The organism is Megasphaera sp. AM44-1BH (assembly GCF_003467125.1).
GTDB lineage: Bacteria > Bacillota > Negativicutes > Veillonellales > Megasphaeraceae > Megasphaera.
Window position 1 is genome coordinate 100,615 of record NZ_QSFA01000001.1, and the last position, 14,359, is coordinate 114,973.

Genomic DNA, 14,359 nt, shown 5'->3' on the forward strand with positions numbered 1-14,359 from the left:
TTATTTGGATTTGCGGTATACAAGACAGATACCGGCAATGCCACAGACGATATCCGGTAAAAAAGCTGCTATATAGGGAGGAATTTTACCGCCATTTCCCAGGGCATTCCCCAGTGTCATGATGGTGTAGTAAATGAATATGACGACGACACTGATGCCGAAGCCGATGGAAGAACTGCCCCGCTGTTTCTGCATGCCCAGGGGCGCGCCGACGATAGCACAGACCAGGCTGGCCAGCGGCATGGCAAAGCGGTTGTACATTTCTACTTTCATCTTATTCGTATTGACCGCATTCTGGTCCAGAAGCGATATCTGTTCCCGCAATTCCCGTATAGTCATCTCATCAGGTTTCTTCTGGGATGCGCTGACTTTACTCGGTTTCTGGGTAATGGGGAGTTCCTGATTTTTAAAGGTCATGGTCCGGGTTACGGTTTCCCCGACAGAGACATCATAAATCCGGCCTTCATGCATGACCCATTTACTGCCATTCCAGTCGGCATAATCGGCCTTTTCGACCCGCATAAGGGTATCATTTTCAAATTCCTGGACCGTAATGTCCTTGAACTGCTTCAGATCCGAATCGTATTGGCGGGCGTACATCAGACTGTTGATATCGTGGCCTTTAACATCCTTCAGAATGATATGGTCCTGTGTCTTGGGAGCTACCTGATGTTTGATTTCCTGATTAATAATCGTATTATAAGCATTATTGGCCTTTGGTACGACAAATTCATTGAACGCTGTCGTCCCCAGAGAAATAATCAGGGCGGCAATGAAAATCGGCATGGCAAGACGGACGAAATTCTGTCCCCCCGAACGCATGACAATCAGTTCGCTGTTGCTGGACAGGCGTCCGAAAGCCATGAGCGAGCCGAGGAGTACCGACATGGGAAAGGTCACGACGATAATCGAGGGGAGGGCCAGTACTAGGACGCGGAAGGCATCCCATAGCGAAGCCCCGTAATTGTTGATTAAATTGGCAATCCGATAGAGCGTCCCTGTCCCAATGAATACGGCCGTAAAGGCACAGACCCCGAACAGGAACGGGCTGATGAATTCTTTTAATATGTACTTATCTAATATTCTCATCGTGTCCCCCTGTTACATGGTAAATTCTTCGCCTAAATAGAACTTCTTGGCCACGGGGTCGTTGGCAATCACCTGCGGACTTCCTTCCAGAAGGATCTGCCCTTCGTTCAAAATGTATGCCTTATCGACGATACTCAGTGTTTCCCGGACATTATGGTCCGTGATGAGAACGCCGATGCCCCGTCCTTTCAGATGGCTGATGATATCCTGGATATCGTTGACGGCCAGCGGGTCGATACCGGCAAAGGGTTCATCGAGGAGGATAAAAGCCGGATCCATGACCAGGCAGCGGGCGATTTCCACACGCCGCCGTTCCCCGCCGGACAGCTGTATGCCCAGGCGGTCGCGCAATTTGGTAATGGTAAATTCTTCCATGAGCGATTCGGCTTTCTTTTTCTGCTCTTTCCGCGACAGGGATGTCGTTTCCAGCATGGCCAGCAGATTCTCTTCTACAGTCAGTTTGCGGAAAATCGATGCTTCCTGGGGCAGATAGCCAATGCCATAGGCGGCCCGTTTGTGGATAGGAAGCCCGGTGATGTCATGGTCATCGATGAAAATCGACCCGTCACTGGGATGTTCGATGCCGACTATCATATAGAATGTCGTCGTCTTGCCTGCCCCGTTCGGCCCCAGGAGGCCGACGATCTGCCCCTGGTCTACATGAATGCTGACTTTGTTGACGACATTGCGTTCCTTATACGTTTTTACTAAATCATTGGTCTGGATGTACATCGTTTCCCCTATTCTTCACTGCCCGGTATGAAGACAACGGTAGAACGGCCATTGGATTCTACGGAATTGTCTGCCAGGTGTACTTCTACATCATTGCCACTGAGCTGGTTGCCCTTCTGGGTGGCATATACATTTCCCGTCATATGGATGACGCCGTTATTCTGCCCCGGCGTCTGGGTATATACGGCCTTATCGCCGTAAGCGGTCAGCTCTTCTGTCGGCGATTCAATGTGGACATTGCCTGTACCGATGGCCCGGATTTCCTTGAACCAGCCTTCGATATGGTCGGCCCACATCTGCGACCCCTGTGCTTCCAGATATCCATGGCCCGTCACGATGCCGTGATCCTGGTCGAGATAATATTCCACCTGATCGCCATTTACCTTTTTATCGCCGTACACGCCTTTGACATTGCCCGTAGCGATGAGGTAATTGCGGTTCGTCGAATGAAGCTTATCCGATGTCATGTGCATATCCGGCTGCTGGGCCGTGACATTGCCTTCCATGTCCGCTTCGGCTGTCTTCAGATTATACGTGGCCACATTCCCTGTGAGGGTGGCCTGATCGCGTACGATGACGACATTGCCCGTCGCTTTGGCAATCTGTGTCTTGCCATTGTATTCCAGTTTATCTGCCGTCACCGATACAGAAGGGTTATCGGCGGCAATCGTAACGGCAGCCGGCAGGAGCATGGCACTGGTCATGACGGCTGCCAGGATTTTCATGTATAGTTTCTGTTTCATGCTCTACTCTCCCTTGGTTATCTTCGCATGGCCCTGTACCGTTACCTGGTCCAGGGATGCGTTGGTTTCAAACGAATCACCGCTTACCGCCGTTTTGTCATGGCGCGTCAGCAGCACTTTGCCGCCTTTGATAAGCCGTGTATCCATATTATAATACACACTGCCCTCAGTCTGCAATGTATCTCCTTTATCGGTCGAAGCTTCAATAGGCTGTTTCAGCTCAATCGTTTTCTTTTCCCGGTCTACGATGCCCAGTTTCGCTGTCACCGTCAGTTCCGTCCCGTCCTTTTCCCAGATTTCGGCTTTCGGACTGGTAAAATACATTTTCTGCGTCTTGGGATCGACCTGGATCTTTTCCGACGACAGCCGCCATACCAGGCGGTCCCCGTCTTTTTCTTCGATTTCCGATCCCTGGAATTCGACCAGATCATCACTGCGTGGCGTATCTTCTACCTGCGTCGGCGCCGACTTCATGAACCAGTACAACATGCCGGCAAACAAGATCAAAACGGCTGCCACGAGAATGCCTATTTTATTTTGTATCAGTTTCTGCCGTATGTTCACTGTCCTTCACCGCTCCTTCTTTCTGCAGTGCAATGATATCTTCCGGTTCCGTGCTCCAGCGATGCTGGAACCAGAGCCATTCCGTAGGATGTTCTTTAATGAATTTTTCTGTCAGTATTGCCATCTTGCGTGTCATGCGGGCAATATCTTCTTCCTTGTTCCCCGTGTCTTCAAAATGCATGATTTCGCCGATTGCCAGATGGGTTCGGTGGTTTTCATCATGGATGGTAAAAACGGGGACGATGGGGGAATGAAATTTCTGGGCAAACATGGCCGGTCCCTTCGGCGTCGAACTCATTTTCCCCAGGAATGGCTGGGGCACGCCGTGAAAACCGCCGTCCTGGTCGGCCAGGAAACCCAGCAGTTTCTTCCGTTTCAGCGCCCGGGCAGCAATGATCATTTCATTTCCACCGCGGGCAAATACTTCCAGGCCCATACCTTCCCGGTTTTCATTGAGCAGCCGCGTGATGGACGAATTGGCCTGGTTCTTGACGATGGTCGAAGCCGGATAGCCATACATAGCCAGCGCGCCCAGCCATTCCCAGTTGCCGATATGGCCCGTAAGGACGATGACGCCTTTGTCTTCTTTCAATGCTTCATCGAGGCGTTCCGGGTGATCCAGCGTAACGTATTCCGATATATTTCCGGGATTCAGGTTCGGCGTATAGAGAATTTCCAGTGCCGACTGGCCCAGATTGCAAAACAGTTCATCTACAATACGACGGGCTTCTTCTTCACTGCATTCCAGACCCCGCACGGCCTGAAAAATGGCCCTGTTGTATTGTTTCTTCATAATCCGGCTGACTAAAGGACCCAACCTGCGTCCTAATGAAATGACTGTCGGGTAGGACAGATGACGGATCACCCTGCCGATGCCCCGCATTACATAGTACTGCCATTCCGAAAACACGATGCAGACGCTCCTTTCCTTACTGTTTAAATTCGGCAGTGCCGGTCAGAAAATGATTCACTATATCATCCCAGACACCCTGGTTCTTTAAAATGTATTCTACCAGTTCGCGCAATGCGCCGTATCCGCCCCGGAAATTGGAAACGAACGCGGCAGCCCTGCAGGCTTCTTCACAGCCGTCACACGGTGCAGCACCGAAGCCGACGTTCCGGATAAGGGACACATCATTGAGGTCATCACCCATGTAGGATACTTCTTCCATGGTAAGGCCCGTGTCCCGGCACAGCTGGCGCAGGGCCTGGAGTTTATCCTTGGCATCCTGGATGACATAGTCGATATGCAGGTCTTTGGCCCGCTGTTCTACCATGGGAGACCTGCGTCCGGTAATCAATGCCGTCCTGAGGCCAGCCATACGGGCCAGGGAAATCCCCATGCCGTCCCGGGCCGAAAACCCTTTCATGGCGTCTCCGGCGGGACTGTAGTAAATGATGCCGTCGGTCAGGACGCCATCGACGTCGAGAGCCAGCAGCTTTATCTGTGTCAGGTATTTCATCAGACCACTCCCTGCCGCAGCAAATCGGTCAGATGGATCATGCCGACGGCCTTGTTGTCTTTATCCACTACAGGCAGTACCGTAATGGGACGGGGCTGATTTTTTTCCATGATGTGCATGGCTTCTGCCGCCAGTTTGTCATTGGTAATGATCCGCGGGCTCTTGGTCATCATGGCATCGACGGGCCACTGCAGGAAGTTGGATCCTGTTTCCAGCCCGCGCCGTACGTCGCCATCGGTCACGAGGCCGACGAGGACGCCGTCTTCATCGACGACCGATACAGCACCGAGGCCTTTTTCCGTCATCATGAACAGGGCATCCTGGACAGTGCTGTCTTCGCTGATGACCGGATTATCTTCGCCTTTATGCATGACGTTTTCTACCGTCAGGAGCAGCTTACGGCCCAGAGATCCGCCGGGATGGAAAATGGCAAACTGATCTTTCGTAAAGTGATGGCACGAAAGGAGGACGACAGCCAGGGCATCGCCCAGGGCCAGTGCTACAGTCGTACTCGTCGTCGGGGCCAGACCCAGTGGGCAGGCTTCTTTTTCTACAGAAGCATCGAGGATGACGTCGGAATTCTTGGCCAGTGTCGAATTGTGTTCGCCGACGATAGCGATGATTTTGGCACCGATGCGCTTCAGGCTGGGCAGCATATTCAGAACTTCCCGCGTTTCCCCGCTCTTGGAAATGGCCAGGACGACATCGTCGCCGGTCACCATCCCCAGATCGCCGTGGATGGCTTCGCCGGGATGAAGGAAAATAGCCGGCGTGCCCGTGCTAGCCAGGGTAGCCGAAATCTTGCGGGCAATATGTCCTGATTTGCCCATGCCGGTCACGACGACACGGCCCTTGGATTCCATGATCATATGGACGGCATTGACGAAATTCTGGTCCAGTTTGGGAATCAGGTTTTCAATGCCTTTGGCTTCCTGCTGCAATACATCTTTTGCTTCTTCTAATATATCCATGTCATTCACCTCGTTATTATTTCGCCGTAGAGTCGCTCTTATCACTGATAGCCTTGATGGCCACCATATCGCGCAGCAGCCCCTCCACCTGGGTCAGATAGAGCATGTTGGGCCCGTCGCAAAGGGCTTCTTCCGGGTTATCATGTACTTCCATAAATACGCCGTCTATGCCGGAACCGGCCGCCGCCCTGGCCAGGTTGCCAATGAACTGGCGCTGTCCCGAAGAATGGGTTCCGGCCCCGCCGGGCAGCTGGACGCTGTGGGTAGCATCAAAGACGACGGGATAACCAAACTCGCGCATAATAGGGAAACTGCGCATATCCACGACGAGGTTATGATATCCCAGAGATACGCCCCGTTCGGTCAGGATGATATTTTCATTGCCTTCATGACTGATTTTTTCTGCCACGTTTTTCATATCCGACGGTGCCATGAACTGGCCTTTCTTGACATTGATGCATTTTCCCGTGCGGGCGGCCGCCTGCAAAAGGTCGGTCTGCCGGCAGAGAAAGGCCGGTATCTGCAGGATATCTAGGACTTCTGCCGCCGGTTCTGCCTGGCTGGCCTCATGGATATCGCTGACGACAGGGACCTGTAATTCTTCTTTGACGGCTTTCAGGATTTTCAGCCCTTCCGTAAGGCCCGGGCCGCGGAAGGATTTCCAGCTCGACCGGTTGGCTTTATCAAAAGAGGCTTTAAATATATAGGGCAGTCCGAGACGGCCGCAGATGGCTTTCATCTCCCTGCCGATGCGCAGCACCCGTTCCGGGTCTTCTATGACACAAGGGCCGGCCATGACGAACAGTCTGCCGTCACCGCCAATCTGTCTGTTTCCTACCTGTACAGCTTTCATGATTGGGACTCCTTTGCAAAATATTCGCGGATATGTTCCAGATCTTCCGGCGTATCGATGCCGATAAATTGTTGCTCCGTCGTGATAACCTTTATCTTATAGCCATTTTCCAAAACGCGCAACTGTTCCAGTGATTCTACTTCTTCTGCCGGCGTCTGTTCCATGGCGGCATACTTGAGGAGAAAGCCCCGGCGGTATGCATAAATACCGATATGCTTATACGGCTGGATTCCATCGTGGAACGGATGACGGGGATAGGGAATGAGGGACCGGGAAAAATACATGGCTTCGTGCTGTTTGTTCATGACGACTTTGACGGCACTGGGGTCGTCATACTCGTCTTCTCTGAGGGGCGTCGCCACCGTTGCCATCATAAGAGATTCGTCCTCTTCAAAAGTCTGGCACAGGGCATCGATGACTTCCGGTGTAATGAGCGGCTCATCTCCCTGGACGTTGACGATGACATCGGCATCAGGGTAATGGCCCACGGCTTCGGCCAGACGGTCTGTCCCGTTGGTATGGTCTTCCCGGGTCATGACGGCATGGCCACCAAAGGTAACTACTGTATCATATACGCGGGGATTATCGACTGCCACGACGACGGACGATAATTTCCGGGCCTTAGCGGCCTGTTCATATACGCGCTGGATCAACGGTTTGCCAGCAATATCCGCCAACGGTTTGCCCGGCAGACGCGTCGATGCAAATCGTGCGGGAATAATGCAGATAAAGTTCATGTCGTTCCTCCTATATGGTTCAGAATACATTGCTGCAGTTCTTGTTCTCCTCTGCAGATTACGATTTCTATACCCAGTACCCAGAGCGGTACCTGCCGTTCCAGTATATCTGCTGCCGGAAGCTTTACGGCATCTTTTTCTGTCGTAACCAGCACGGCCCCGTGTAACCTGGCTCTTTCTTCCATCATCCGTATATCCGCAGCAGTATAGGGATGATGGTCGTCATAGCGGATACGGTCTGCCAGATGGTATCCCGATGAGCAGACCGTCGCTTCAAAAGAAGCGGGATTTCCCAGGGCCGATACGGCTATGGCCGCCGTCCCTTCCTGGAGCTGGCTGCATTCCTTCCGGTCTTTCCGGCCCTGATACCAGTCGGCAAAGGAAACGCACCAGGCCGGCTGGTGAACCGCTTCGGCAACAGGAGCCGTCTGGTTATACTGCCGCAGGGTGCCGTATATCTGCTCTTTTTCTCCGGGCGTGCATAAATCCGACTTTGTCAGGATAAAGAACCCGGCCCGCTTCAGATGATCCATCGGTTCCCGCAGGATGCCCCGGGGTAGGAGATGGCCGTTTCCAAAGGGATTGGTACCATCGATGAGGACGATATCCAGATCCCGGGCCAGCTGCCAGTGCTGAAAGGCATCGTCCAGGAGCAGCACCTGTGCTCCCAGCATGCGGACTGCCATCTGACCCGTGCGGGCCCGTTCCCGTCCGACGAGGACGGGGACGCCGGGAAGGCTGCGCGCCATGAGCAGGGCTTCGTCGCCGCCGGATCCGGCATCCAGCAGGATATGCTCCCCGTCAGACATGACCGCCGCTCCCTTTTCAGCCCGGGAGCGGTATCCCCGGTTCAGAAGGGCCGGTTTGTATCCCCTATGGCAGAGCCAACGGGCCAGGTAACACGCCGTGGGGGTCTTACCCGTCCCGCCGGCAGTGATATTCCCCAGGCTGATGACAGGGACTGGCAGATGGACCTGCTTTTCCGGATGGGCCAGATACGACCGGTACCGGTGGCCTACGCCCCAGCCATACAGTACCGAAAGTCCTGAAAGAAGGGCCAGCGCCGGGCCGTCTTTCCATGTATGAGGCGTATCTTCCATGAGATATCCTATATAAGCTGCTAGTTTGCTATAGACAGACATCACATCATCTCCAGGCGTGAAGGTCATCGAGTATCTTCTGTAGTTCTGCCAGATTCCGGCGCGTCGCACCCTGGTTTTCCTGCACGATTTCAATGCAATGGCGCTTCATATTTTCTGCCATCTGCCGGTCATCAACGATGCGCACACAGGTCTCAATGAATTCCGTCTCATTCTTGACCATGATGCAGGCGCCGCGGCTGCTCAGGAGGTCATAAATTTCCACAAAATTGAACATGTTGGGACCGACGACAATGGGCTTGGCATGCGCCGCCGGTTCGAGTATATTATGCCCTCCTATATGCGCCAGGCTGCCACCGACAAAGACCAGATCGCCCAGACTGTATACCCGGCCCAGTTCGCCGATCGTATCGAGGATGACGCCTTCATAGGGACCGTCCATTTTCTTACCGGCCTTCATTTCACTGCGCTTGGCCATGGTGATGCCATATTTACGGCCTTCTTCCCGTACCAGGTCAGACTGGTAAATATAGCGGGGAGCAATAATCAGCCGGGCCCGCGGATGTTTTTTGCGGATGGCCACAAAGGCCTTATACACCGACGCCGTCTCCCCCTTGTGGGTACTCCCGGCTATCATGATGGGGTAATCCGTTTCGGCAAAGCCCAGTTCGGCCAGAAATTTCTTTTTTTCCTCCGGCGTCACGATGCCATAGGTCTGGTCATACTTCGTATTGCCCGTAACGATGACCTTATTGGGATCGGCTCCGATATCGATGATATACTGGGCATCAATCCGGCTCTGCATACAGAAAATCCGGATGGATGCCAGGACGTGACGGGTAAAAAAGGTAATCAGCCGGTACCGGGAAACGCTGCGCTGGCTGATACGGCCGTTCATCATCATGATGGGGATTTTCTTGCGGTTGGCGATGCGCAGGAAATTCGGCCAGATTTCTGTTTCGACGAGGACGATGATTTTCGGATTGACAATATTGAGGATGCGCCCGGTCAGATACGGCAGGTCCAGGGGAAAATACAGGATGCCGTCTGCCCCGTCTATGATCTGGTGAGCCATGCGGAACCCTGTCGCCGTGACGACGGACACGATGATGACTTCCTGGGGGTGTTCTTTCCGCATTTCCCGTACAATCGGGCTGGCTGCCACGATTTCACCGACGGAAGCCGCATGGACCCAGATGGCGTGCCGGTCGGATATTTTTTTCTTCAGCTCATCTGGCAAAAAACCGATGCTCTGTTTGATACGCTGATAAAATCCTTCTTCATGTATGAGGCGGTAGATGAGCACGGGAATGAGAGACGCCCAGTACATGAGAAGCAGTATGTTATACAGCCAGTACATCGATTTGACACGCAGGTGATTTAACATAGCTTTCAACCTTCCGCTTTTTCTTTAAACTGTACGGCATACAAATGAGCGTACAGGCCTCCTCTGGCCAGTAACTCTGCATGCGTTCCTTCTTCGACGATGCGTCCATGATCGATGACGACGATTTTATTGGCATCGCGTATGGTACTCAGGCGGTGTGCAATGACAACGGACGTACGGCCCTGCATGAGCCGTTCCAGTGCCGCCTGGACGATTTTTTCCGATTCCGTATCGAGGGCCGACGTCGCTTCATCGAGGATAAGGATGCGGGGATCTTTCAAGATGGCCCGGGCGATGGCGATACGCTGGCGCTGGCCGCCGGAAAGGGCATTGCCGCGGTCGCCGACGATCGTATCGTAGCCGTCGGGCAGGCGTATGATGAATTCGTGGGCATTGGCCGCCTTGGCAGCCCGGACGATTTCATCTTCCGATGCATCGAGACGTCCGTACAGGATATTTTCCCGTACGCTGGCATTGAACAGCATCGTTTCCTGCGGGACCAGGCCGATCTGCTGCCGCAGAGACCGGAAGGTCACATCGCGTACATCAGTACCGTCGATGGTCAGAGAGCCGCCGGTCACATCATAAAACCGGGGCAGGAGATTGGCTACCGTCGATTTGCCGGCCCCGCTGGGACCGACGAGAGCGACGATTTCACCGGGCTGGATTTCGAGATTGAAATCCGTCAGGGCCGGATGTTCTGCGTCATAGGCGAAATCCACGTGGTGGAAACAGACATGCCCCTGTACCCGCGGGAGTTCGATGGCATCGGGCTTTTCCTTGACTTCGGGTTCCGTATCCAGTGTTTCAAAGACGCGGTCTGCCGCGGCCAGGGATTTCTGGATATCACCGTAAATTTCACTGATACGGCGCACCGGGTTTGCCAGATTGATTGCATAAATCAGGAATGCGATGAGCGCACCGGCCGTCATTTCGCCATTGATGACGCTCATGCCGCCATACCAGATGATCCCGGTGACGGCAATGGCGGCAAAGAACTGGATGAACGGCGTCAGCATGGCCGTCAGCCGCGTCGTCGCCATGAGAGCCCAGAAATTGCTGTCATTCTGGACGACGAACCGCTTGATTTCAAAATCTTCCCTGTTAAAGGAGCGGATGATACGGATGCCGGAAATCGCTTCTTCCAGAAGGGCCGTGATATCGGCCATCTTCCCCTGTACTTTATGACCGGCCTGGCGCAGCCGCCCGCCAAAGAAGCGGATGGTAAAGACGACGAGCGGGACGATGACCAGTGTCAGCAGTGTCAGCTTCCAATACAGATACAGCATGGAAACGAGGGAACCTATGAGGATGACTGCTTCCTGAACAAAGGAAATGAGGTTGCCGGCAATGGCCGTCTGCAGTGCCGTAACGTCATTTGTCAGATTGCTCATGATATTGCCAGTCTTGCGCTTGTCAAAATAGGAAAGGGACAAGGTCTGCAAATGACGATATAAGGCTTCCCGGATGTCGTTGACGATTTTCTGGCCGACGAAACTCATGAGGTAGCGCTGACCAAAATAGAAAAATCCTCTGGCGAAAAACAGGGCCAGGATGCCGATGACGATGAGGTTCAGGGTGAATACATCTTTATTGGCCAGGACCTTATCGATGACATCTTTGATCAGCCATGGCACTACGACGTTGCTCAAGCCGGAAAAGGCCATACAGATGACGGCCACGACCAGCCTTTTTTTATAGGGAAGTACGAAACGTAACAGTCTTTTATAGCTTTGCCAGCTATTATATTGCTTCATGCAGTAGAATTCTCCTTAACGAATTGTAAAATAGTAGCAGCCGTACGGCGGACAGCCCCGGGCTCTCCCATTTCTCTGCGTACGGCCAGCATGGCCTCATGCCGCTTCTGCCAGGCCGTCCCGTCCGTCAGCAGACTGATCATATCACGGGCTATGGCTTCGGGCGTCACTTCATTCTGCCAGAGTTCGGGCATGATACGGTGTCCCATGATGATATTAGGAAGACCGATGCTCTTGATATGCACGAGTACTTTCGACAGCCAGTAGGTCAGATTCCCGACCCGGTAGATGAGCAATGTCGGAAGGCCCATGAGAGCCGTCTCCAGCGTTGCCGTTCCCGATGCGGCTACGGCAGCCGTGCTGATATGCATCATGTCGTACACGCCTTCTGATGCAATATGGACAGCCGGTCCATCCTGGGGAATCAGGCTTTCCAGAAGGCTCCGGTCTATGGTCGAAGCCTCGGGCAGCAGGAACTGGACATCGGGTACCGTCTCTGCAATGATAGCGGCCGCATCGAGCATGACCGGCAGCAGGCTTTTCACTTCCTGCAGGCGGCTGCCCGGCATGAGCAGGATGGTCCGTTTCGTCTCATCGAGCCCGAAGGTCCGGACAGCTTCTTCCCTCGTCATGGACGGATGCACCGTATCGATCAGGGGGTGACCGGCATAGGCCACATGGGTACCGATCTGTTCATACAGCCGCGCTTCAAAAGGAAATAAGGAAATAGCCAGATCCGTATTTTCCGCTATGACTTTTCCCCGGCTCCTGTGCCAGGCCCAGATTGTCGGCAGGATATAATAGACGACGCGGATGCCGGCCTTCCGGGCTTTTTTGATGAGGCGCATGTTAAATCCGGGATAATCGATGCAGACCAGCACGTCAGGCTTTTCTTTTTTCATCGTATCGAGGAGAAAATCCCGAAGACGAAAGAAAAAAGGAATCTTGCGGATGATTTCCCCGACGCCAATAAATCCCAGGTTTTTGATATCATATATAATGCGTACACCGGCATCGGCCATGCGGGAGCCGCCCATACCCAGAAGTTCCACTTCCGGATCCAGTTCTTTCAGCGCCCGGGCCAGATTGGCACCATGCATATCGCCCGATGCTTCACCGGCTGAAAACATAATCTTCATAGAGACTCCTGTCAATACGTTTTATCAACAGCACAGATGCAGATACCACGCCGGTCTGCTTCTGCCAGGACTTGTTCCTGTTCGACAAACAGTGTACGGCCTGCTTCAATAGCCAGAACCGTACAGCCACTTTCTATCATGCTCTTAAGTGTCGTCATGCCAACGGCCGGTACGTCGAAGCGCAGGTCCTGATTGGGCTTGGCTACCTTGACGACGACTGCATTGCCCCTGCCCAGCGCGCCTCCGCGGCGTATACAGGCATCGGTCCCTTCGATGGCTTCCACAGCCATGACGGCTTTGTGCTTTACCACCACCGTCTGACCGATATCCATGCCGCCGATGGCTTTAGCCGTAACGAAGCCAAAGCGGATATCAGCTGCTTCTTCTTCTGTCGGCTGCCGCCGGGACAATACGCCCGTACCGGGCATGAGGGGCTTCAGGTACTGCGTCTGATCGACGACTTCAATGCCATCTCTGGCCAGTTCATCGACGATGGCCAGCATAATGGTGTCATCTTTGCGGTTGCGCAGACGGCCCAGTAATTTCAGTGCCCGCAGGTCGGGCATTTTCAGGCCTTTGAAAAGGATTTCCTTTGTTACTTTGCCTATCATGGTTACTTTATCTACATCATGACTGCGCAGTGTCTTTATGATTTTATTGAGTTTGGCTACATTGATTTCGTAGTACACATCGGCTTCTTCTGCCAGTTCCGGTGCCACATCGGGCACGACGGCAATGACGACTACGGCATGGCCGCTCTGCTGTGCAGCCCGCATAAAAGCTACAGGCAGATTGCCAATTCCGGCCAGCAACCCTACTTTTTCCATGTATATCTCATCCTTATTCTGTATAATCAAAAACTCATCAGTATATTATACCAAAAAACCACGTATCCTGTCATCACGATGCCGAAATACCATAAAAAAAGGGCGGCAAGGCCGAGCCTTACCTGCCCTCATACATGTTCAATCCTTGGTTCCCCGCATAATGCCCCGTTCGGCATTGCGCAGGAAGCGCAGCAGATGTTCCACTTCTTCGCAGCTATCCAGCTCTTGTTCCATCTCAGCAATAGCCTGTCTCAGATTCAGGCCAGAACGATAGAGAATGCGGAAAGCTTTTTTTAATTCGCGCCGTACATCGTCGGACATGCCCGCCCGGGAAAGACCGACGCTGTTGAGCCCGATGACGCGTGCAGGCTGGCCGTCGGCAATGACAAAAGGCGGAATATCCTGCACGACTTTCGCCAGGCCGCCGATCATGCTGTTGCGCCCCACTTTGACAAACTGGTGAACACCGGCGATGCCGCCGATGACGACCCGGTCTTCTACAGTGACATGACCGGCCAGACCGGCACAGTTGCTCATGATGACGTGATTACCCACGACACAGTTATGAGCTACATGGGTACATGCCTGGAAAAGGCAGTCACTGCCGATGCGCGTTTCTTCCCCTTCACCAGTTGCAGTGCTGACCGTTACAAATTCACGGAAAACAGACCGGTCTCCGATGATCAGATAGCTCTTTTCACCATGATATTTCAAATCCTGTGGTTCTGATCCAATAGAACAGCTGGGAAAGAACCGGCAGTTCTCGCCGATAGTCGTCCAGCCGTCAATGGTGACATGAGCCATAATTTCTGTGCCTGCCCCGACCTTTACATGGGGACCGATAACAGCGTATGGGCCTATTTTTACACCAGGACCGATTTCTGCTTGTGGATCTATAATAGCCGTTGGATGGATCATGCTCTGCGGCATGTTTTCTTTTTCCTCGGTCATTAGAGTCACTCCTTGCTACCCTGTCAGACCGACAGGTGCATAAATT

15 protein-coding genes are annotated in these 14,359 nt (G+C 53.2%); all 15 read right to left on the minus strand.

The window, feature by feature from the left end:
• Window positions 1-1,089: an LPS export ABC transporter permease LptG gene (gene lptG / locus DW949_RS00445; protein WP_118021321.1), complete on the minus strand. Its 1,089-nt coding sequence runs from the start codon at window positions 1,087-1,089 to the stop codon at window positions 1-3.
• A gap of 12 nt (window positions 1,090-1,101) precedes the next feature.
• Window positions 1,102-1,821: an LPS export ABC transporter ATP-binding protein gene (lptB, locus tag DW949_RS00450; RefSeq protein WP_118021322.1), complete on the minus strand. Its 720-nt coding sequence runs from the start codon at window positions 1,819-1,821 to the stop codon at window positions 1,102-1,104.
• Between the two features lie 8 nt (window positions 1,822-1,829).
• Window positions 1,830-2,564, minus strand: a complete 735-nt coding sequence (locus DW949_RS00455) for an LptA/OstA family protein (protein WP_233539441.1) — start codon at window positions 2,562-2,564, stop codon at window positions 1,830-1,832.
• Window positions 2,565-2,567: 3 nt separating this feature from the next.
• Window positions 2,568-3,128, minus strand: coding sequence for an LPS export ABC transporter periplasmic protein LptC (lptC, locus tag DW949_RS00460; protein ID WP_233539442.1), 561 nt, complete (start codon window positions 3,126-3,128; stop codon window positions 2,568-2,570).
• The gene (locus tag DW949_RS00465) at window positions 3,097-4,038 is read right to left on the minus strand and encodes a lysophospholipid acyltransferase family protein (RefSeq protein ID WP_118021323.1); all 942 of its coding nucleotides are present in this window, start codon (window positions 4,036-4,038) and stop codon (window positions 3,097-3,099) included. Before DW949_RS00465 ends, lptC begins: the two co-directional genes overlap by 32 nt.
• Window positions 4,039-4,057: 19 nt before the next feature.
• A complete protein-coding gene (locus tag DW949_RS00470) occupies window positions 4,058-4,591 on the minus strand; it encodes an HAD family hydrolase (RefSeq protein WP_118021324.1) in 534 nt (177 codons plus the stop codon).
• Window positions 4,591-5,562: an SIS domain-containing protein gene (locus DW949_RS00475; protein ID WP_118021325.1), complete on the minus strand. Its 972-nt coding sequence runs from the start codon at window positions 5,560-5,562 to the stop codon at window positions 4,591-4,593. The genes DW949_RS00470 and DW949_RS00475 overlap by 1 nt, the downstream gene beginning before the upstream one ends.
• 16 nt (window positions 5,563-5,578) lie before the next feature.
• The gene (gene kdsA, locus DW949_RS00480; protein WP_118021326.1) at window positions 5,579-6,415 is read right to left on the minus strand and encodes a 3-deoxy-8-phosphooctulonate synthase; all 837 of its coding nucleotides are present in this window, start codon (window positions 6,413-6,415) and stop codon (window positions 5,579-5,581) included.
• Complete coding sequence (kdsB, locus tag DW949_RS00485; protein WP_118021327.1) at window positions 6,412-7,152, minus strand: 3-deoxy-manno-octulosonate cytidylyltransferase; 741 nt, start codon at window positions 7,150-7,152, stop codon at window positions 6,412-6,414. Before kdsB ends, kdsA begins: the two co-directional genes overlap by 4 nt.
• Window positions 7,149-8,294: a tetraacyldisaccharide 4'-kinase gene (gene lpxK, locus DW949_RS00490; protein ID WP_118021629.1), complete on the minus strand. Its 1,146-nt coding sequence runs from the start codon at window positions 8,292-8,294 to the stop codon at window positions 7,149-7,151. Before lpxK ends, kdsB begins: the two co-directional genes overlap by 4 nt.
• A gap of 4 nt (window positions 8,295-8,298) precedes the next feature.
• Window positions 8,299-9,612 carry a 3-deoxy-D-manno-octulosonic acid transferase gene (locus tag DW949_RS00495; RefSeq protein ID WP_199595683.1) on the minus strand — a complete coding sequence of 438 codons (1,314 nt, stop codon included), beginning with the start codon at window positions 9,610-9,612 and terminating at the stop codon, window positions 8,299-8,301.
• A gap of 32 nt (window positions 9,613-9,644) precedes the next feature.
• Window positions 9,645-11,396 (minus strand): lipid A export permease/ATP-binding protein MsbA, encoded by a 1,752-nt coding sequence (gene msbA, locus DW949_RS00500; RefSeq protein WP_118021329.1) that lies wholly within the window; start codon window positions 11,394-11,396, stop codon window positions 9,645-9,647.
• Window positions 11,393-12,535: a lipid-A-disaccharide synthase gene (lpxB, locus tag DW949_RS00505; RefSeq protein WP_118021330.1), complete on the minus strand. Its 1,143-nt coding sequence runs from the start codon at window positions 12,533-12,535 to the stop codon at window positions 11,393-11,395. Before lpxB ends, msbA begins: the two co-directional genes overlap by 4 nt.
• Before the next feature lie 11 nt (window positions 12,536-12,546).
• Complete coding sequence (locus tag DW949_RS00510) at window positions 12,547-13,362, minus strand: LpxI family protein (protein WP_118021331.1); 816 nt, start codon at window positions 13,360-13,362, stop codon at window positions 12,547-12,549.
• Between the two features lie 138 nt (window positions 13,363-13,500).
• Complete coding sequence (gene lpxA / locus DW949_RS00515) at window positions 13,501-14,313, minus strand: acyl-ACP--UDP-N-acetylglucosamine O-acyltransferase (RefSeq protein WP_118021332.1); 813 nt, start codon at window positions 14,311-14,313, stop codon at window positions 13,501-13,503.
• Between the last annotated feature and the right edge of the window lie 46 nt (window positions 14,314-14,359).